Origin of the sequence: Paenibacillus arenosi, from assembly GCF_014841135.1 — a bacterium.
Lineage (GTDB): Bacteria > Bacillota > Bacilli > Paenibacillales > Paenibacillaceae > Paenibacillus_B > Paenibacillus_B arenosi.
The window spans coordinates 22,402-44,056 of sequence record NZ_JACYTN010000028.1; the positions used below are offsets into that span (position 1 = coordinate 22,402).

The following is a 21,655-nucleotide window of genomic DNA, read 5'->3' on the forward strand; positions in this document are numbered from 1 at the left end:
ATTGTTTTCCTCCTCCGCTCACAACATGTGTCAGCATTTCATGTTCAATTACTTTGCATCACATTATGCCAGCAGCACCTATTTGAGCGTGATCTTCCTGCTACTTTAAGGCTTCTCGATGCCATACACCTTCAACATATCAGCAAGCAAAGAAATCGGCAAACCGACAACGTTGAAGTAACATCCTTCAATTCGATCAACTAATGCAGCACCTAATCCTTGAATGCCGTACGAACCTGCCTTGTCCATCGGTTCTCCCGATGCGATATAACGAGCTATCTGCTCTGGATTCAGCACTCTCATCCATACGGCCGTCTTACGGTGCCGAACGAGTTCTACACCTGTCAATGTGTCGATAATAGCAACTCCGGTGTACACTTCATGCGCTTCATTCTGAAGTGCAGACAACATGCGGAATGCATCCGCTTCATTCTCAGGCTTCCCTAGAATCGTATCTCTCAAGACGACGATTGTATCCGCACCTATTACGAGGCCGCCCTCACCGCGAGCACGGCGCGCTCGTGCAACAGAAGATGCCTTGCGCAACGCTAATTGCTCAACCGTCTCATATGGTGCCCAATGGATGTCTACTGTCTCGTCCTCATTACTCGGCTCAATCTCAACAGGCAATTGGAGCGTATGTATAAGCTCTTGCCTGCGCGGAGATGTCGATGCAAGTACGAGAAGTGGATAGTCATGAGGATTGTCTAATGTGTTCTCCATTTTTTGACACCTTTCTTTATTATACGTTCTCTTCTGCCAGTTGACAAACGACCAGTCTTACCCATCTTATCCTGTCTTTCGAATCCGATCAACATTCTTTTAAACAACTCGAATTCTCTATAAGTATATCAGGCTTGAAGCTGCTTAAGCCACTGTTGTTCTAGTAAAGAATATTGGATCAACGATTGTTGAATATTCCATAGCTGTGACGAAGCTGCATACTTATTGTACTCATTCACCGCACTGATCGCTGTGTTCATAGCTTGGACCATCTTAATCCACGTCTTTTCTGCCTCAACGTTCTGACCTTTCTGAATCAGCTCTCCAACCTGCGTCCACTTTAAATGTTCGTTGCGAAGTTTATCCATGGCAGCCTTATCAAAAGCATTAGCCTTACCAGAGGATAGGCCCGCTGCTTGGATAGCGTTTACGGACTGGGTCAACAACCAGTCTTGTACAGCATCAGAAGAGTGGATGAACCCCTCGATCTGTTTACCATCACCAGTAAAGGCAAGCTGTTTCAGCTCTGCACGCTCGATGCTACTCACATACATTTGCAGCTGCTTGTTCTTCATCGCGTCGCTTAACAGCATAGCTTCCTCTCGCTTGCTAGCTACAGCAGCATATACTCTGTGCTGCCCTTCTCCACCAAGCTGGACATCTACTCCAGCCAAACCAAGCTCATTTAACTCCGCCGCAGCAGCTTTTGCACCTACTGCTTGTTTAAATACCCCATATTGAAGCACGTAAACCGATCTTGCAGGAATGTTAACTGCTACTGAAGCGCCGCCACTAGCTGTTGCACCGTTTGTAATCTCCTCAGACGGCTTTGATGATTCAGTAGCATCATTCGAGCCAGCCCTATTCGCACTTTGCTCCTCTAAAGCTCCCATAGCAGGAATAGCTGGATTCACTTCAGGTACTCGCACTTCTCCTGTAAATAAAGACAATGCAATGAAACCAAATGTTGCTCCCGTTGCAATCGCACCCGCAATAGAGGCAATTAACTTCCAAGCAGAGGTACGAGTACGATGAGAAGCTTGCCAATGATCACTCGTTATTTCATCCACTTGATCGTTGGAGTTGGACTGCGATTGACTATGCTCACTTTGGTCAGATACAGATACATGTCCAGAAGTTGAGAGAGCTGAAGCCCACACCCAATCTCCTTCTGTCGTGGAAGAATGACCAGCAGGATCTGGAAGAGATGGTTCGAGCTGAATATCTATAACTTTCGTATCTTGGTCACTATCTCGAATAATGCGTTCCAAATGTTCAATCTCTCTATCTTCCTCTTGATCGTCATTCCTCTCCTTTTCTACTACAACTGGCACATGAGAAGGAATCCCCTCTTCTTTGGAAAGGGATATCCATTCACTCCACTCCACTCCTGATTGCGAATCTTGCTTGTCTAGAGACTGTATATCTTTACCCATAACAGGCTGTCCACTAAATTGATCATTAGACTGATCATTAGAATGCTCGCTAAAACGGAATGTCATCTTACTTGACCGTTCCATCCCCTCCACCATCCTTCTTCAAGTCATTGTTACTTCAAGATATATGATAGATTGATATGAAATAGAACGACCAACTCGACAATCTAGTAAAAATAGATAGAGTTAGAGACAACTGTACAAGGTTCGTATAAAATAAAGAAACGGACTGTTCTTCAGCACGTAGTATGACATAAGATAAACGTAAAGATTAACGACCCTACCATCTTAGAGGAGGTACTTATTGTGATTAAACAAATGATCAAACGCTTTCTTCACTCCTTAATGGGCAAGAAATCGTCTCATCGTGTGTATTACAGCAGCAGCTCTGCCTACAAGAAGCGCAAGTATTACACACCAACTCACACGCATAAATCTCACAAGTACGGTCATAAGCACTATAAGAAGAGCTCCCGAAGCTTCAGCAGCTACTTTTCTAGTTAGCAGCAAGAACAGACCGTATACGTTGTCAGCGATAAGAGAACTAGGCTTATCATCTAAATTCAATTCCATTTATGAGTAAGCACTTAGCTCCTCGTATAGAAAACACCGCTAGAATGGTTTCTGGCGGTGTTTTCATATCCTAATATTAATATGCACTTATTAGCTAAAAAGTTGCTATGAGAAGGATGATTTAATAGCAGCATATGATTTTTCAATTTGTACCAAGTATACCGTATCATCAAAAGTATCGGATGCGGCCAACAGCATCTGTATCAAAGCCTTTGTCTCTGCATGCATGTCCAACTCTTCTGTCCAGCATCGTTCCTCTTGCTCTTCGTCAGCCTCATATGTGGAGTAAAGTAAAAATAGGAGAAAATGCCCAAGTGCATACCAATCACTGCTCGGATGTATGCGTCTCATTCTTTGTTTAAAATGATCCCCTTGACTATTTTCAGCAGCATTTAAGCCAGCATACAAGGGTGGGATACTGTCAACATTGTCTTGTTGATCGGAATTTGCCCGCCCTTCACTGTACTGACGAGAAAGGCCGAAGTCTATCAAATACACTTGCTCGCCCTGAATTAAAACATTTGGAATCCGAACATCCATATGAATTAACCCTGCTCGATGAACATCTGCAATAAGAGCTGCAATACGCTTAACAACTTCCAGTGCCTCCAATTCAGAGAAGGAAAACTGCCCACCGTCCAGCAACTGCTCTACATTGAAGCCCTCAATAAAGTCCATGACGAGGAAACTTCTCCCCTTCTCTTCCCACTCATGAATACAACTTGGTATATTAGAATGTTGAATCAAGTTCAAATGTTTTGCTTCTTTCTTCAACAACTTAGCCCCAAGCTTCCCTTTACTGGGCTTGTGCTGCTTAAGCAGGTAGACCTTATCTGTTTCTAGGTCTTTGACTTTATAAGTAATGCCATAACTCCCCATCCCAATACAATGCTCAATTCGATAACGACCACCTACAACATAACCATCATGCAGAGGATAGTCTTTCCATATTTCAATTCTATTGCGCAGCCATTGCAGCATGTTACACCTCTACGGATCATTAATGAATCAAAAAACTGCGCCACTTTCTCGTAAGAAAATGACGCAGTTATCAACTTTATGAGGACGCATTACTTGCTTTGTTTAATATAATCCGCCAACTGGACAGCCACTCGCCATATATCCCCTGCTCCCATCGTTAATACGATGTCACCAGGCTTAACGGATTGTTGCAAATGCTGAACCACTTCTTCCTTCGTAGGAATGTAATGGACATTGGAGTTAGATAGTTCACGGATATTCTCTGTAAGCTTTGAAGAATTAACTCCTTCGATCTGCTTCTCTCCAGCAGGAGAATAAATATCCGTAATAATAACTTCATCAGCACCACCAAAAGCACGGCTGAATTGTTCGAACAAGAAATACGTTCGGGAATAACGCTGTGGCTGGAATACAGCAACAATGCGCTTACCTGAAGCTTTAGCAGCCAACAGCGTCGCTTCAATTTCAGTAGGATGATGCGCGTAGTCATCAACAACGGTAATATCATTTGCTTGACCGATTATTTGATAACGGCGCTTCGCCCCTGTAAATTCAGTTATCGCAGCAGCAGCCTCTTCGAACGGCACGCCAGCTTGCATACATACAACGAGCGTAGCCATCGCGTTCAACACATTATGTTGACCAGGTACAGACAACTCCACGCGACCTAGCACTTGATCTCCACGTTTAACGGTAAAGAACATTTGACGATCATCAGCTTCGATATCTACCGCTTGATAGTCAGCACCTTGTTCTACTCCATAAGTAACGATATTGGATCGAACTGCCGGGATCATTTCTTTAACGATAGGATCATCTGAACACAATACAGCCGCGCCAGATTCCTCTACTTGGCTCAAAAATTGAACATACGCTTGCTTCAAACGTTCAAAATCCCCGCCGTAGTTCTCTAAATGATCCGCTTCAATATTGGTTACGACTGCAATATTTGGGTAATAAGCTAGAAACGTACCATCGCTCTCGTCTGCCTCTGCCACAACGTAATCGCTCTTACCTGCCTTTGCATTCGTACCAAGGTTAGTAACCTCTCCACCAATGATAAAAGTAGGATCAACACCACAGCGCTCCAACACTAGTGCGATCATAGAAGACGTCGTCGTTTTGCCATGAGCACCTGCAACCGCAATACCTTTTTTGGCATTCAACAAGCGCGCCAACATTTCCGAGCGATGTAAAACAGGGATATTCCGTTCTTTAGCCGCTACACGTTCAACATTATCTTTTGGACAAGCCGTAGAATAAACGACCACATCTGACCCTTGCACATAACGTTCGTCATGGCCGATATGAATCGTAGCTCCCTTTTTCTCTAACTTATCTGTAAGCTCTTGCTTAGCAACATCCGATCCGGTGACCGTGTATCCCATTTCCAGCATTACTCGAGCAATGGCACTCATGCCGTAGCCCCCAATGCCGATAAAATGGATATGCTCCATCGTCTTCAAACACACTCACCAGCCTTTTTCAGATTCTTTGTTATATAGAATGTACGAGCGTACATCTGAGATCAAATATAAAGTTCCTGTCACGACAGCTAGATCGTCCTTTGCCGTCATTCCTTTTAGGCGATCAAGAGCCTTATGCCAATCTGGTTCAACAATAATTTCAGGCTTGTTGCTCTCCTGCTGCAGCATCTCTTGAGCCAAATCTGCCAACGCCTCTGCATCCTGCTTCTTACGGAAGTTAGGCTCAGTCACAATTAGCGTAGTCGCTAAAGGTAGTATATGACGCAGTACATCACGATGATGCTTAGTAGAAAGCATTCCCATCATAATATGACACTTATCGTATCGGTACGTGTCCTTCAGTGTTTGAGCGAGCGTCTCTGCTCCCTCTGGATTATGCGCTCCATCGAGTAAAATACGAGGCTCAAGACTGACCATTTCAAGACGTCCTGGCCAAGCGGCACGATTTAATCCTTCAAACAAAGGCTCATCGTCGACAATGAGAGCCATATATTGACGAAGCACTTCAATGACCATTAACGCGACAGAAGCGTTTTTCAATTGGTGCGCTCCATTCATTGTAATGGATACATGCTCCAAATTGCGGAACGGACCTGTAAACGCAAAGGTCTGCTCATTTTCAATCGAATGTACGGTCGAGTATTTAAATTGCTCATTCATCGTATAAAGTGTACTGCGACGCTCTGCAGCAGTTTGGCGGATAATGGCCAATGCTTCCGGCTGCTCAACTGCTGTTATTACGGGTACACCAGGTTTAATAATGCCTGCCTTCTCACTAGCGATCTTCTCCAACGAGTCTCCAAGAATATCCATGTGATCATGACCAACGTTTGTAATAACCGAAACAATCGGAGTAACGATATTCGTCACATCCAATCGACCACCGAGTCCCGTTTCCCATACAACTACGTCTGGGTAAGCAACTGTAGCATAATATACGATCGCAACCGCTGTAGACACTTCGAACATCGTTGGTGATCCGAGCGGAGTTACAGCCATCTCTTCCACGATAGGTCGCAGCTGATTGACAATCGACACTAACGTTTCATCTGGGATATCTTCATTATTATATTTGAAGCGGTTCGTAAACTTCTCAATATAAGGTGATGTGAAAGTACCCACATCGTAACCAGCTGTAAGCAATATACTTGTCAGCAACGCACAGGTAGAACCTTTCCCGTTCGTTCCTGCCACATGAATGAACTTCAGTCTTCGTTGCGGCTGACCTAGCTGTTCCATCATGGATTCAATGCGTTCAAGTCCTGGGCGAATCCCTACTGGGATCAAAGAATTAATCCAATCTACGGCTTGTTCCACTCGTTCAAATGGTGTAAACACTTCAGCTTCACTTGTTGCAGACATTGTTCCCATCCCTTATTCATATGTCATGTGGCAGCCGAGTCCTATTTACAATAGAACTCGGCTGGCTATCGATTATATCGGATTGCTTAAGCCGGACTTGAATACTTGAGTAAATTTTTGGTTCGACTCTATATTCATTCCTAATCCTTCAATACAGTTGTTACTGCTGCTTATACTTCTTGCAGTTCTTGAATACGAGCAATAACTTTGTCACGCTTCTCGCGATAGTCTTCCATTTTAGCTCGCTCTTCTTCTACAACGTTGGCAGGAGCTTTAGCCATAAATCCTTGGTTCGCAAGCTTCTTCTCCACACGCTCAACTTCTTTGTTAAGATGCTCGCGCTCTTTGTTCAAACGTGCAATCTCCTGTTCGATATCAATAAGCCCAGCAAGCGGCAAGTACATCTCTACTCCCGTTACAATTGCGCTCATTGCTTTATCTGGAGCAGTACAATCCAATTTAACCGTCAGGTTGGAAGTACCACAGAAACGCTCTACATATTCAAGGTTACGCTTAATGCTGTTATAGGTACGCTCATCAGCAGGCTTAACAACTAACTCTACTTTTTTGCTCATCGGCACATTTACTTCAGCACGAATATTACGTACAGCACGAATCATATCCATTAATAGCGTCATTTCTTGAACAGCCTCTGGCGCTTCCAGTGCACTGTCGTATTTCGGCCAAGCAGCAAGTGTTACTGTCTCGCCTTCATGCGGAAGGTGCTGCCAAATTTCTTCTGAAATGTAAGGCATGAACGGATGGATCATCCGCATTGTACGATCGAGTACATAAGCAAGCACGGATTGTGTCTTTTTCTTCTGAGCTGCATCTTGACCATATAGGCTAATCTTCGCAAATTCGATGTACCAATCGCAAAGATCATCCCAAATGAAGTTGTACAGCAAGCGTCCTGTCTCGCCAAACTCGTATGCATCAATTAGACGAGTAATCTCACGAGATGTCTCGTTCATGCGATGCAAGATCCAGCGATCTGCTGTTCCAAGCTCACCGCTAATATCGATGTCATCATACGTAAAGCCTTCTAGATTCATAAGCGCAAAGCGCGAAGCATTCCAAATCTTATTCGCAAAGTTACGAGCTTGCTCTACACGTTCCCAACGGAAACGAAGATCCTGACCAGGCGTACTGCTTGTAGAGATCATGTAGCGCATTGCATCAGCGCCATAGCGCTCAATAACTTCAAGCGGATCTACACCATTGCCAAGCGACTTGGACATTTTACGTCCTTCAGAATCACGTACCAAACCGTGAATAAGCACATCTTTGAATGGCGTTTGATCTGTAAATTCAAGCGCCGTAAAGATCATACGAGCTACCCAGAAGTAAATGATATCGTAACCTGTAACAAGAACGTTCGTAGGATAGTAACGTTTGAAGTCTTCGCTATTCGTATCAGGCCAACCTAATGTAGAGAATGGCCATAACGCAGAGCTGAACCATGTGTCCAATACGTCCTCATCTTGTCTCAACTTCGTGCTATTGCACTTTTCACATGCATGAACTTCTTCACGAGCAACGTGCATATGGTTGCAATCTTCACAGAACCATGCTGGAATGCGATGTCCCCACCACAATTGACGGGAAATACACCAGTCACGTACGTTCTCAATCCAGTGCAAATAAATTTTTTCGAAGCGATCCGGTACAAAGTTAATGCCTTTGCCAGATTTCTGCGCCTCAATCGCACGCTCTGCCAATGGCTTCATCTTAACGAACCATTGTGTAGACAAGTAAGGTTCAACAACAGCGCCGCTGCGCTCACTGTGTCCAACTTGATGCACATGCTCTTCGATGCGAATAAGCACGCCTTGCTCTTGTAGATCTTTAACGATTTGTTTACGGCATTCGAAACGATCCAAGCTCTCGTAAGGACCTGCTTGATCATTCATAACACCAGACTCATCCATTACGATAATCTGTGGCAAGTCGTGGCGCAGACCGATCTCGAAGTCATTCGGATCATGAGCTGGTGTAATCTTAACCGCACCGCTTCCGAATTCCTTATCTACATAGTCATCCGCTACGATCGGAATTTCACGGTTTACGATCGGAAGCATGATCATTTTGCCAATCATGTCTTTGTAGCGTTCATCTTTAGGATGCACAGCTACCGCTGTATCACCTAGCATCGTCTCTGGGCGAGTGGTGGCTACCGTAATAGAACCACTTCCGTCCGCAAGTGGATATTTTAGATGATACAAGTTACCTTGTACCTCTTTATATTCAACCTCGATATCCGACAACGCTGTACGCGCCGCTGGATCCCAGTTAATAATGTATTTACCGCGGTAAATAAGACCTTTCTCATACAACTTAACAAACACTTCACGTACTGCATCAGACAAACCTTCATCCAATGTGAAACGCTCACGGGAGTAATCCAAGGATAGACCCATCTTCTTCCATTGGTTACGGATATTATCCGCATATAGATGTTTCCAATCCCATACTTTCTCTAGGAACTTCTCGCGACCAAGGTCGTAACGAGATAATCCTTCTTCACGTAATTGCTGCTCTACTTTCGTCTGCGTCGCGATACCAGCATGGTCAGAACCTGGCAACCACAATGCATCGTACCCTTGCATACGCTTCGTACGAATCAAAATATCTTGCAGCGTAAAGTCAAGCCCATGACCGATATGAAGCATACCAGTAACGTTGGGTGGCGGAATTACGATTGTATAAGGCTCTGCATCAGGTAGACGGCCTGCTTGGAAATAGCCGCCTTTCATCCAGTAGTCATACCATTTCTGCTCTGCTGCCTTCGGGTCATACGTTGTAGGCATAGATAACTGTTCGTTTGCTTCAGACATACATAATCCCTCCAAATATGTGATACTGCATTGATTACTATCATAATGAATCTGACGTATTCCAATTAACGAGCGTATGGCATAAAGACACAAAAAAACCCTTCGCCTAAAAAGGACGAAAGGTTAACTTCCGTGGTACCACCTTCATTCCGCATAAATACATACATCGATCTCATCATTTACACACTCTATCCCTCAGCTATGGAAGGTCAGTATGATCCAGATCGTGCTTATGCGGCACTTCATTCGCACATAACGGCTGCTACCGTTCTATTCTAGTGCAACATGGTTCAATCACTACATCACCGATATAACAAGGCATGATGGCAGCTGTGTAACCATTGCGTTCAAATAGACAACTCCCGGGCGACTTCAACGTTAGGTCCCTTGCAGTTCTTCCACCGTAATTCACTGCTCTCTGAAAGGCTTCTGTCGTTTACTCTTCCCGCTCAATGTTTTATTTCGCTTATGTTAATGGAACGTTAGAATGTATCAAACATTTACCCTTTATTTTACTTCGACACGATAAGCGAGTCAATAGTTGTACCATAATCGATTATCTATAGTCATATCCTGTTTTTACTCTTTCATAACATGTACTATACGGGTTGTTCAAAAACTCCCCTTTTGAACACTCATTTTAAGGGGGTATTCAAAATGTTAAATATGGAACGTTGGTGGTGTAAAGTTCGATACTCCGTAAGAAGCTGCTTATTTCCTCTCATTTGCTTACAATTTGTACGAACACTCATACTACCAACAGGGCTGGATGTATTTTTGCTCTTTAGTTTATTTCTCATCTATGTTGGTTTTTTACTCGATGTATATTGAACACGGAAAAAGCCTCCATCCACTTCATGGGTTAATCCCATGAGTGATTGGAGGCTTTTTTATGTTCATATCGTGCAGATTATAATCTGCGCCGACTCGTGCATAAGTCCATGTACAGCGATTAGGATGGTATATAAATAACTTGACCTTCCGTCACGATTGCTTCAGGAAGTCGATTGTACAGTGCGATCTCTCTAGCATTCAGCTGATAACGCTCGGCGATGGAATCTAACGTATCCTGTCGCTGTACAATACATAAACGTACTTTACGGAAACTGGATTCCTCATGCAATTGGTTCAAAAACAACGACTGCCAGTGTACATCGTCACCCGATGTTTTCTGCGCCAACTGAGCAGCCTCTTCCTTGGCTTGACGCTCTTCTACTTCTCGTTCTTTATCACGCGCTTGCTTGCTCGAATGCAGCAGCGTGCTGAATCCTAAACCTTGCGATACTTCTCCATTCGAACTTGGACTACTGCTGCCAATAGCCACTTTCATCTCTTTTTTCTCAGGGTGGAGCTGCTCTTCTGTCTCAACCAGATCTCGTTCTTCTAATTCATTGTCCAATTGCGAGCTCGTATGTAACTCCGACTGCTCACTACCACTGGACACAATTAATTCTTCAAGTGCAGCTTGCTCAGACTCCTGCTCTCTCGCAGCTTCCTCTGTATATGCTGCATCATTAATGCCATAGTTAGCTTCATACTGACTCGCTGCATGATCTTGAGTTGTTATAGAGGTATTTCCCCATGGAGACTGATCCCATGTCCAAGTTGATTCCGTCCCCGTTACAGGGTTCAGTTCAGAAGGCTGTTCGCGCTGCTGCACAGCAGAACTATCCGCTTGATTGCCATCTCCCTGTCCTGACCACGACCAGTTAGCTGCCGCTGGATTAATGCTGCTTTCATCTACCCATTGTGACGAATATTGCAACGGACTTTCCGCAGATGTGACCGATTCTGTATAAGGCGAAGGCGCTGAAGATGCTGAATCTTGCTCGAACGACGAGATTGCAGCAATTCCCCCATCGTAATTATAGGAAGATATGTCTGATGTAAGATTATTATCCTGTTGAGATTGCTGGGCAGGTTGGCCATAATCTCGCAACCACTCTGGCTCATCACTTGCTTTCCTTGTTGATTCATATTCAACTGTAAATTGTTCCTGCTGCCATGCGGGAACCTCTTGATTGTCTAGATAGATGCCTTTTAGAGAAAGAACTCCTGTAATGTTTAATGATCGAGTCGAGAGCAGATCCACATCAAAATGCTCAATGTCTACATGAATTTCCTCCAAGCTGCGAACACGACTGAGCGGGAGCGTAATTTCTACAGGAATCCAATGCTCCAACGATTGATTGTTTTCATTTTCCGTTATGCCGACATAAGCTCCGGATAGCAGCAGGCTCCCTCTTACGGTAACTTGCTCGCCAGACGGAATAATTTGAATATGCGGAGTCAACTCCACCTCTTCGAGCTGATCAATACCAATAACTTCATCTGATAAGTGTACGCGCTCGTAAATATCAAATCTTAAACCATACGTTTCATCATACACAGTCTGCTCCTCCTTCCGCGGTTGATCCTGTCGTCCGTTCCATGTCCTGTTATGCCGCATCTGCTGCATGAGACGCTTGGCACGCACGAACAGGTCAGACTCCGTTCCCTACTTTTATCATATGGGCGGAGTGGGAAGAGCATGACTATATTTTTTGGCACAAGTGCGCCATGTCCGACGGCATAGGAGCTTGAACTTGAATATAGTCGCCACCAAATGGGTGATGGAATCTAAGAAGTTCACCATGTAGCGCTTGGCGCCGGATATGCTGCGCTCCACCTCCATATAAAACATCACCTGCCAACGGATGACCAATGTGACTCATATGGACGCGAATTTGATGAGTACGTCCTGTTTCCAATGTACAACGAACAAGACTTAGCGAATCGGTACACCTAACCACTTCATAATGAGTGACCGCATGATCACCGTTATCTGTCACTCTACGCCGACCGCGATGGTGACGGTCTTTTCCGATTGGAGCATCAATAGTCCCTTGCAAAGAAGCTACCTTTCCTTGGACGACTGCTGCATACTGCCTATCTATCGCTTTATGCCGCATCGCTTCATCTAAGATTGCATGAGAAAGCGCCGTTTTGGCATATAGGACTGGCCCGGAAGTATCGGTGTCTAATCGATGAATATGCCTAATCCTTGCCTCAACACCTGTCCACGCGTAATGACAAGCCACTGCATGCGCAAGTGTGTGTCTAGCAGCATGCTGCTCTGGCGTCGTCGGATGAACAGCCATGCCTGCTGGCTTATAGGCGACTAAGCATGCATCATCCTCATACAAAATTTCCGCTGGCTCATCAGCAGCTTCGTAGTCACATGGTTCGTCAGCAAATACACGCATGCGCAAACGGTCACCAGCTACTTTTAAGCCTTCTGAATGCTTCCAAGCAGATAATAAATGTTGAGGCACACCTAAGGTGTGCCTCAACCAGTCTTCTAATTGTTGTTCTTGACGAATCAAGGAACGGCCAGGTGTCATCTCTAGCCATTCACCGCGTCTTGCCCAATACTGCTGCATCGATTTCTTCCTTATCCAACGATTGCTTTCAAGGCATCATATTGCGCCTCAATCGTGTATTCTATATCTTCATCCGTATGCACAGCCGACACGAACATCCCCTCGAATTGAGAAGGAGCTACACTTATCCCTCTATCAAGCAACGCACCGAAATAGCGATTAAACATGTTCAAATCAGATTGCTTCGCTGTGTCATAGTTAATAACCGGTTGATCAGTAAAGAAAGGACACACCATAGATCCAACACGATTAATGACGATTGGCAAGCCAAGTTCTTTTGCATTGCGTTCTAATCCAGCTTGCAAGCGAGCAGACTTCGCCTCTAGCTGCTCATATACGTCTGGCGTCAGCAAAGACAACGTCGTATAACCCGCTGCCATTGCCAATGGATTTCCACTCAAAGTACCCGCCTGATAAATCGGACCAACTGGTGCAACTTGCTCCATTAGATCTCTACGACCGCCATACGCACCTACAGGCAGCCCTCCACCAATTACTTTACCAAAGCAAGTCAAGTCAGGCGAAATACCAAAACGTCCTTGAGCGCATTGATAGTGAACACGGAAACCAGTCATTACCTCATCAAAAATAAGCAAGCTGCCAAACTTCGTCGTAATCTCGCGCAAGCCTTCCAAGAAACCTGGCTGCGGAGGAACTACCCCCATATTACCTGCGATAGGTTCTACAATGATGCAGGCAATCTCTTCTCCGAACTTTTCAAAAGCAAGCTTAACGGATTCCATATCGTTATATGGCACTGTAATCGTATTCGCTGCGATACTTTCAGGAACACCAGGGCTATCCGGCAACCCCAATGTCGCAACACCAGAGCCTGCCTTAATTAGCAAGCTGTCAGCATGCCCATGATAGGAACCTTCAAACTTAACAATTTTGCTGCGCTTCGTCACGCCGCGCGCCAATCGAATGGCACTCATCGTTGCTTCCGTTCCGGAGTTGACCATACGAACGATATCTACAGATGGAACTCGCTCACATACTGTCTTCGCCATTAGAAGCTCTAGCTCAGTCGGCGCCCCGAAACTCGTTCCTTTTGCAGCTGTGCGCTGAATGGCCTCAATGACTTCTGGGTGAGCATGACCAAGAATAAGCGGCCCCCACGAACCTACATAATCAATAAATGAATTTCCGTCGATATCAAATACGCGGGATCCTTCCCCGCGCTCCATCACCATCGGCGTTAGTCCAACTGACTTGAATGCACGAACAGGGCTGTTTACGCCGCCCGGAATATATTGCTTCGACTGTTCAAATACGGCTCGTGATTGTTCGTCACGGCGCGGTTGCACATTAACTGTCATACTGTCCACTCCCGTCGTATTATGATTTCAACCAACCTGCTATATCTTTAGCAAAATACGTAATAATAAGATCCGCTCCTGCACGCTTCATGCCTAACAGCATCTCTGATACGACAGCACGCTCATCGATCCAGCCTTGCAGTGCCGCAGCCTTCACCATCGAGTATTCGCCACTCACGTTGTAAGCAACAACTGGTAAGTCGTATTGCTCTTTCAATGTGCGAATAATGTCCATGTAAGCAAGCGCTGGTTTCACCATCAGCATGTCAGCACCTTCTGCCACATCAGCCTCCGCTTCACGCAAAGCTTCGCGCGCGTTAGCTGGGTCCATTTGATAAGTTTTGCGATCTCCGAACTGTGGAGTTGAATGAACAGCATCTCGGAACGGACCATAGAACGCAGATGCATATTTAACCGAATAAGACATAATCGGGACATCCGTGTAGCCTGCTTCATCCAAGCCTTGACGAATAGCCGTTACGAAGCCATCCATCATGTTAGAAGGAGCAATGATGTCCGCCCCAGCTTCAGCTTGAGATACAGCCGTTTTCGCTAGTAGAGCCAAAGAAGCATCATTATCTACTTCTCCAATCATTTGTCCGTTCACTTCATGAACATGCACCATCCCGCAATGGCCATGATCCGTAAACTGACACAAACAAGTATCTGCGATAACAACAAGCTCAGGATGTCTCGCTTTCAGGCGACGAATTGCCTGTTGTACGATACCGTTGCTATCATATCCCGAACTGCCGACTTCATCTTTCTCACTTGGCACACCGAAGACAATAACAGACTTCAAGCCAAGCTCAACGATTGCATCTACTTCTTCATCCAGCTTGTCCAATGAAAAATGATATACCCCTGGCATGGATCCAATTGGGCTCTTAATTCCTTCACCGTGCGTTACAAATATCGGCATAATGAAATCATCAACCGTCAATATCGTTTCACGAACAAGACTGCGGATGCCTGCCGTTTTGCGCAAACGGCGAAGGCGTACTGTAGGATAAGCCATGATGTATTCCTCCTTGAATGCTTATAAACTACACTTTTTACTTAGATCTATACGAAATAACGAATATAAAATCATTACGATCTAACTGTCGTCGTATCTTGGCAACCTTCACTAACAAGCGATACAATCGTGTCTAACACTCCATCCGTCGTAGAGGACTGTGCCACTGCATCTACACGAATACCAGCATTACGCGCTGTCTCCGCAGTCACATTTCCTATGCACACAATACGGGCACGGTTGACAAGTTGAACGGGGTCTTCAGCGCCCAACTGCTTCAGCATCTGAAGTAAGTTCGTTACTGTCGAAGCGCTTGTAAAAGGTACGATTTGTATGCCGCCTTCTTCAAACATCTCTAAAATATGAGCATCCTCATATTGAGGCAAAATGGTCTGGTAAGTGGTCAGTTCAACGGTATGAACCCCAGCTGCTCGAAGCTGCTCTGCTAACCATGTTCTAGCTAAATCCCCGCGTGCAAGCAGTACGTTCTCCCCTTTTTGGATAAGAGGCTGCATTACATCCCACACGCCTTCTTGGCTAAACTGTTCTGCAACCAAATCAGGTACGATTCCGAGGTCAGACATCGCTTCTGCCGTTTTGGGACCTACTGCCACAATACGCGTATGCGCTAATCGACGCATATCGGTACGAGTACGTTTCATATGCTCCATCCAAAAACGAACCCCATTTTCACTTGTAAGCACGAGCCATTGATAATCACTCAATCGCGTCATCGTTTGCTCGATCAATTGGTTATCAGCTTCCGTAGTAGGCATGATCGTTTGAATGACAGGAAGCTCATAAGGCTCCCCTCCTGCTTCTTCAATCATGCGCACAAACGATTGGGATTGTTCACGCGTACGAGTAACGAGAATACGCTGTCCGAATAGCGGCAACTGCTCGACCCATGCCATTTGTTCGCGCACACGCACGACATCACCCACAACTATGATAGCCGGGGAACTAAAGCCCGTTCGCTCAACTTCATCAACCACTGTTGCTAAAGTAGCAACAATCGTTGCTTGCTCAGAACGAGTCCCCCAACGTATTAAAGCAACTGGTGTATCACCAGATCGACCGCATCGTATAAGCTGCTCAGCAATCGTGCTAATGTTGCCAACACCCATCAGGAACAATAGTGTATCCGCCGCTGCCGACAGCTTCTCCCACTCCACGCGAGCCTCCAGTTTATCAGGAGTCTCGTGCCCTGTTATGACACAGAAAGAGGATGCCCAGTCACGATGTGTGACTGGAATACCTGCATAGGCAGGAACGGCTACAGCAGAAGTAACACCTGGAACGACTTCATACGAAATACCATGTACTTTCAACAGCGCAGCCTCTTCTGCCGCGCGTCCGAATACACAAGGATCCCCACCCTTAAGTCGACACACATTAAGCCCTTCTTGCGCCAGTGTTACGAGCAGTTGGTTGATTTCAGGCTGCTTCATCGCATGTCGATCAGGCAGCTTACCTACATAAATTCGACGTGCATCGTGTCTGCTCATATGAAGCAAGCGTGGACTAGCCAAACGATCATATACGATAACATCCGCTTCTTGCAGGCAACGCATCCCTTTGACCGTAATTAATCCTGCATCTCCTGGCCCTGCACCTACTAAGTACACTTTCCCGCTACGTTTCCCGTGCTCTCCCACAGTGATCAACCTTTCCAACGTGCCAGTATTGGTTCAGCTCCTCGTTCTAATAAACGCTCAGCGACAGCAACACCCAACGCCTCAGCGTCCGTCCCTGTCAACGTATCGCTCAACATCATTTCTCCGTCAGGTGTTCCAACGAGTCCGACCAGCGTAAGTACTCCTGTATCATCTTGAGTCGCATAAGCTCCGATAGGAACTTGGCACCCTCCATTTAGCCTACCTAGAAATGCTCGTTCTGCGCGAACCGTGATCGACGTATCCTCACAATGATAATGGCGCAATAGCCGCAGCAAATCTTCATCTTCACTACGGCACTCGATAGCAAGCGCCCCTTGTCCAACAGCTGGTATACATACGTCCGTCGGTAAATAAGCCGTAATTTTGGATTGCCACTCCATCCGATGCAGTCCTGCTGCTGCTAACACGATCGCATCGAAGCCTTCACTTTCCAACTTCTTCAGTCGCGTATCAATATTGCCTCGCAAAGACTCGATGTTCAAATCAGGACGGTTCGCTTGCAGCTGGCAGGAACGACGCAAACTACTCGTACCCACTTTCGCCCCTTTCGGCAAGTCAGCTAAGCTTGTCCCTTCTTTCATAATAAGGCAATCTCTCGGGTCCTCCCGTTGCGGCACCGCACCGATACAAAGCCCTTCAGGCAGTGCATATGGCATATCTTTCATACTATGTACAGCCATATCTATATGATCATCAAATAGCGCCTGCTCAATCTCCTTAACGAACAAGCCTTTACCGCCAACTTTGGATAGTGTAACGTCGAGAATTTGATCGCCTTTAGTAACGATCTTATGTGTCTCAAATGTGTAAGGAAGCCCTTCTTCTCGGCAAATCCGTTCCAATGCCGATATGACATGTCCTGTCTGTGTAAGTGCCAATGCGCTTTGTCTTGTGCCTACTCTAATTACTCTCATATCGTTTATTCCTCCTCGCATGCCGTTAGCAGCGGAAATGTCTCATGAAACCAAGTCTCCCATTCTGGAAAAGGCTGCTCTTGCTCCCACGCTTCCCAACATACATCTCCAAATCGTCTTAACATTTCATGACGAAAGGTCTCGTCGTCAATTGTGCGCTGTGCTGCCAATCTTGACTCAAGCAAGCACTCAGCAAGTATGCCAAGACGATCATCAATGATACGATCAACTTTGTCGACAATATGCCTTGTTAAAGTCGGGCTCGCTCCACCTGTGGATACATTTATCTGAATAGGACCATATCTAAGAACACCTGGATTCGTAAAATCGGATAGATGAGGAGCATGAGCAACGTTAACTAGTCCACGAATTGCTCGCGCATCCTCTGCAATTTGCAAATTCACATTTTGATCATCAGTTGCGGCAAATACAAGCATGGCATCCTGCAAATCTACACGATCATAGTCCCGCAACTGCACACAAATCGTCCCTTCTTGCAACAAACGCCGAAGTGCTGGCGTCAGCTTAGGGCTGACAACCATAACTTCGGCGCCGCTATCCAGCAACTGCTTCACCTTACGCGTCGCAACGATGCCGCCTCCAATGACGACACTACGTTTCTCTTTCATGTTTAACATAATTGCATATTGCGGGTACTCAAGCGGCTGGCCCATCTGTCACACTCCCATCCAGCGATGAAATCCTGACAAGCTATTCAGTGCGTAATTCAACAACATCGTACCGTAGCAAATAAGATTCAACCAAGCAATGTGAAGCCCAGTCATTTTGCCTCTGTGACGCTTATAGAAATAATAGCTGTACAATCCAAGTGAGAATAGTGTAAACCATACTTTAATATCAAGGAGAAGCTCATGCCGCTCACCCAACATCACTGACACTACCGCTACGGAAAGAGATAATAGAAATAGTGGTACACCGATGACAGATGCGGTTAACGATGAACGCTGCATTCGCTCCAAGCTAGGCAGTCGTCGAACCGCATTCGACCATTTGCGAGACTTGAGTCGATGATGAAGGAATATGTACATTCCCGCATAAATTCCGCTTACCGTTAGTGCCGCAAAGCCACATGCCGCTAAAAAGATATGCAGCGATAATATATTCCCCATCATTTCCCACTCCAATAAAGCAGTAGAAGATGTAGGATCATTCAGCATGTTAACAATAAGCAAAGCAAAGCCAATTAAGTTTACGAAGAAGACGATAAATTCAATATGAAAAAATCGACTGATAACTAATGAAGCGGTAACGAGTATCCATGAAAATAAAAACATAAATTCAAAGGTTGTAAATATCGGTACATCCCGATGGTTAATCATCCGAATCACAAGAAATATCGTTTGTAGCACCCAAACAAATATAAGAAGCCCTGTGCCCATCCGCTTCGCTCTCCGATTAATATCAACGAAGTCAGAGAAATAAAACAGAAGGCTCAGGGCATATGTGTAAATGATCGCATCGTAAATCCAATTACTTGTAATCATTGCAGCCTGTCGCCCCCCGTCTTCCGTCGCTTACCATGTGACGGCTGCCCATGACAATCCAGATGTGACACGCTCAGGATCATCTGCAGATTCACGCTGATCCGTACGATTGCGATTCAATGATTTAACTGAAGAAGAAGTGCTCGGTTCTTTATCTGAGCTCGACACATTGTCTTCGAGAGCAAACAGCTGGGTAAATAACTGTAATGCTTCCTCACTCTTCTTCTGCGCAGCAAGCTCTTTGATCTGAAGAATCGGATCATGCATCATTTGATTAAGCATACTCTTCGTGAGACGACGAATCACTTTGGCTTCATGTTCAGACAATTCAGGCAGCTTATTGAACATGCTGTCCAATGTCTCCTGATGAATCTTCTCTGCTTTGGATTGCAGTGAGCGAATAAGTGGAGTAACACCAAGCATCTTCTGCCACTGATGGTATTGATCCATCTCAGCTACAATAAGTGATTCTATCTTCTCGCCTTCACGCTTACGTATCTCCATATTGCTCTGAACAATACCTTCCAAGTCATCAATGTCATATAAGAACACGTTCGGTAAGTCACTGATTGCAGGATCAAGATCCCTTGGCACGGCTATATCGATTAAGAACAATGGTCGTGAACGACGCTGTTTAAGTACTTTCTCAACATCAGAAGCATTCAAAACATATCCTGCAGCCCCTGTTGAACTGATGACAACATCAGCATCCAATAGGAAGCGATCCATATCTTGAAGTGTGCCAGCAGTACCATTAAATTGCCCTGCTAGTTCTTCCGCCCGCTCTCTCGTTCGGTTGGCAACCATAACGAGAGCAGCGCCGTTGCTATGCAAATGCTTCGCCGTCAGCTCACTCATTTCCCCTGCCCCGACAATTAGTACATTTTTCCCCTTGAAGGAGCCATATATACGTTTGCCAAGCTCTACAGCTGCATAGCTAACCGACACAACATTGTCGTTTATATTCGTCTCAGACTGGACGCGTTTAGCGAATGTTATCGCCTGCTTGAACAAGTAATTGAAGCATGTTCCGGTTGTACCTTGCTCCTGCGCAAACAAGAATGCATGCTTAACTTGACCGAGGATCTGAGTCTCTCCTACGATCATAGAATCAAGTCCAGACGTAACACGGAACAAATGCTCCACAGCCTGATCATCTTCATATATATATAAATAAGGCGTAAATTGCTGTCTAGGTAATCCAAACCACTGCTCCATGAAACTGCGGATAAAATGACCGCACATATGAAGCCGATCCACCACAACATACATCTCCATACGGTTGCACGTGGATACAACTACACATTCCAGAACACTCTTCGTATATCTGAGCTGTTGAACAGCCTCTTGTAATTGTGACTCCGGTATCGCGAATTTCTCTCGAATTTCGACAGGCGCCGTTCGGTAGTTCATTCCGACGACAACAAGATGCATGGGGTATTCACCTGCTTTACACGTATTTAGAACATAGTTGAAATCATAATGATTATAGCATAGTTCCTGCCTAACTATATCGCTAAATATGAAGAATGTTTGAAAATGATTCCATTGTTTACGTTTCCACGACAATCTTTACCCTATACCTGCTATTCATGCCCTTTATCTGGTTCTTGGTTCGACATTTCTGTGTCTGATTCTGATGCTTCCAAAAATATTTGTGACGCTAATGTTTCCAATTCTTCCGCTTTAGATGACAGCACCTTCCCTTGCTCTGTCATAAATTGACCATAACGCTCTACAAATGTTGGCATGGCTGCAGCTGCAGCTGCAATTTGTTTCCGCTCGCTTTCCTTCAATTGACGATCTCCATTAATTTGAACGACGGTGATCAAATCCACCATTTTTTCGAAGACAATAAGTTCTGGCACACGATCCTCCCCAATGGCTTGTCGTAACCGTTCATGTACATACTGGGCAGCGTACGCATTCGTCTTCCACTCATTCCACCCCGATGCCGTCAAGGAAGCTTGAGCCTCTCTCATGGCCCCTTCCAGCATCTGCACATTTAAATACGCAGCTTCAAACAACAGACGCTCAGTTGCTACTGATTTTTCATTTGCATGCAGTAAATTATAAATTTGATAAGATGGCCATACGATCAGCATAAACAATAATACAACTCCGATTAACGGTGAACGTCGTCCCCTGCCACGACTTCGAACTCTCACGCCATCATCTCCTTATATGCATATATCCATGCACATGCTATAACGCATGTACACGTTCCTATATATGCACATTCTGCTATTGTATGCAGCTTACTCAAGAGTGACAGTTAACAGGCGCTGCCTAGCATAAAAGTATAACGATTATAAACAAAAGGGGCTGCTGGTTAGAGGGAGGCCCCTCCCTAAATCCAACAGTCCCTTAGCAATTTTACTCGTCCACATATACTTCAA

At 45.2% G+C, this 21,655-nt stretch carries 17 protein-coding genes and 1 other annotated feature; all 17 genes read right to left on the minus strand.

The genetic code is table 11. The features are described from left to right. Positions 1–105: 105 nt before the first annotated feature. The 17 genes from IFO66_RS21100 to IFO66_RS21180 all read right to left on the minus strand — a co-directional run bounded on the left by IFO66_RS21100 (position 106) and on the right by IFO66_RS21180 (position 21,424). Positions 106–723, minus strand: a complete 618-nt coding sequence (locus IFO66_RS21100; RefSeq protein WP_192027012.1) for a Maf family protein — start codon at positions 721–723, stop codon at positions 106–108. 128 nt (positions 724–851) lie between these two features. Next, positions 852–2,243 (minus strand): hypothetical protein, encoded by a 1,392-nt coding sequence (locus IFO66_RS21105; protein WP_192027013.1) that lies wholly within the window; start codon positions 2,241–2,243, stop codon positions 852–854. 258 nt (positions 2,244–2,501) lie between these two features. Continuing rightward, positions 2,502–2,732 (minus strand): hypothetical protein, encoded by a 231-nt coding sequence (locus IFO66_RS21110; RefSeq protein ID WP_192027014.1) that lies wholly within the window; start codon positions 2,730–2,732, stop codon positions 2,502–2,504. 105 nt (positions 2,733–2,837) lie between these two features. Continuing rightward, positions 2,838–3,713 carry a serine/threonine protein kinase gene (locus tag IFO66_RS21115; RefSeq protein ID WP_192027015.1) on the minus strand — a complete coding sequence of 292 codons (876 nt, stop codon included), beginning with the start codon at positions 3,711–3,713 and terminating at the stop codon, positions 2,838–2,840. Between the two features lie 89 nt (positions 3,714–3,802). Beyond that, positions 3,803–5,179 carry a UDP-N-acetylmuramate--L-alanine ligase gene (gene murC / locus IFO66_RS21120; RefSeq protein ID WP_192027016.1) on the minus strand — a complete coding sequence of 459 codons (1,377 nt, stop codon included), beginning with the start codon at positions 5,177–5,179 and terminating at the stop codon, positions 3,803–3,805. Between the two features lie 6 nt (positions 5,180–5,185). Next, positions 5,186–6,562: a bifunctional folylpolyglutamate synthase/dihydrofolate synthase gene (locus tag IFO66_RS21125; RefSeq protein ID WP_192027017.1), complete on the minus strand. Its 1,377-nt coding sequence runs from the start codon at positions 6,560–6,562 to the stop codon at positions 5,186–5,188. A gap of 170 nt (positions 6,563–6,732) precedes the next feature. Further along, positions 6,733–9,399, minus strand: coding sequence for a valine--tRNA ligase (locus IFO66_RS21130; protein WP_192027018.1), 2,667 nt, complete (start codon positions 9,397–9,399; stop codon positions 6,733–6,735). 108 nt (positions 9,400–9,507) lie between these two features. After that, positions 9,508–9,861: a binding site (T-box leader), on the minus strand. A gap of 490 nt (positions 9,862–10,351) precedes the next feature. Beyond that, the gene (locus IFO66_RS21135; protein WP_337913518.1) at positions 10,352–11,875 is read right to left on the minus strand and encodes a LysM peptidoglycan-binding domain-containing protein; all 1,524 of its coding nucleotides are present in this window, start codon (positions 11,873–11,875) and stop codon (positions 10,352–10,354) included. Positions 11,876–11,933: 58 nt separating this feature from the next. Further along, entirely contained in the window at positions 11,934–12,821 is an 888-nt protein-coding gene (locus tag IFO66_RS21140; protein WP_192027019.1) for an RluA family pseudouridine synthase, read from the minus strand. Between the two features lie 11 nt (positions 12,822–12,832). Further along, positions 12,833–14,140, minus strand: coding sequence for a glutamate-1-semialdehyde 2,1-aminomutase (hemL, locus tag IFO66_RS21145; RefSeq protein ID WP_192027020.1), 1,308 nt, complete (start codon positions 14,138–14,140; stop codon positions 12,833–12,835). Between the two features lie 19 nt (positions 14,141–14,159). Then, positions 14,160–15,158, minus strand: coding sequence for a porphobilinogen synthase (hemB, locus tag IFO66_RS21150; RefSeq protein ID WP_192027021.1), 999 nt, complete (start codon positions 15,156–15,158; stop codon positions 14,160–14,162). Between the two features lie 74 nt (positions 15,159–15,232). Beyond that, positions 15,233–16,816: a uroporphyrinogen-III C-methyltransferase gene (cobA, locus tag IFO66_RS21155; RefSeq protein ID WP_192027022.1), complete on the minus strand. Its 1,584-nt coding sequence runs from the start codon at positions 16,814–16,816 to the stop codon at positions 15,233–15,235. Positions 16,817–16,821: 5 nt separating this feature from the next. Beyond that, complete coding sequence (hemC, locus tag IFO66_RS21160; protein ID WP_192027023.1) at positions 16,822–17,751, minus strand: hydroxymethylbilane synthase; 930 nt, start codon at positions 17,749–17,751, stop codon at positions 16,822–16,824. A gap of 5 nt (positions 17,752–17,756) precedes the next feature. Continuing rightward, complete coding sequence (locus IFO66_RS21165; protein WP_192027024.1) at positions 17,757–18,425, minus strand: precorrin-2 dehydrogenase/sirohydrochlorin ferrochelatase family protein; 669 nt, start codon at positions 18,423–18,425, stop codon at positions 17,757–17,759. A gap of 3 nt (positions 18,426–18,428) precedes the next feature. Continuing rightward, entirely contained in the window at positions 18,429–19,256 is an 828-nt protein-coding gene (locus IFO66_RS21170; RefSeq protein WP_028595232.1) for a cytochrome C assembly family protein, read from the minus strand. A gap of 30 nt (positions 19,257–19,286) precedes the next feature. Next, complete coding sequence (gene hemA, locus IFO66_RS21175) at positions 19,287–20,690, minus strand: glutamyl-tRNA reductase (RefSeq protein ID WP_192027025.1); 1,404 nt, start codon at positions 20,688–20,690, stop codon at positions 19,287–19,289. A 152-nt stretch (positions 20,691–20,842) separates the two neighbouring features. Further along, a complete protein-coding gene (locus IFO66_RS21180) occupies positions 20,843–21,424 on the minus strand; it encodes a hypothetical protein (protein ID WP_192027026.1) in 582 nt (193 codons plus the stop codon). Positions 21,425–21,655: the final 231 nt, after the last annotated feature.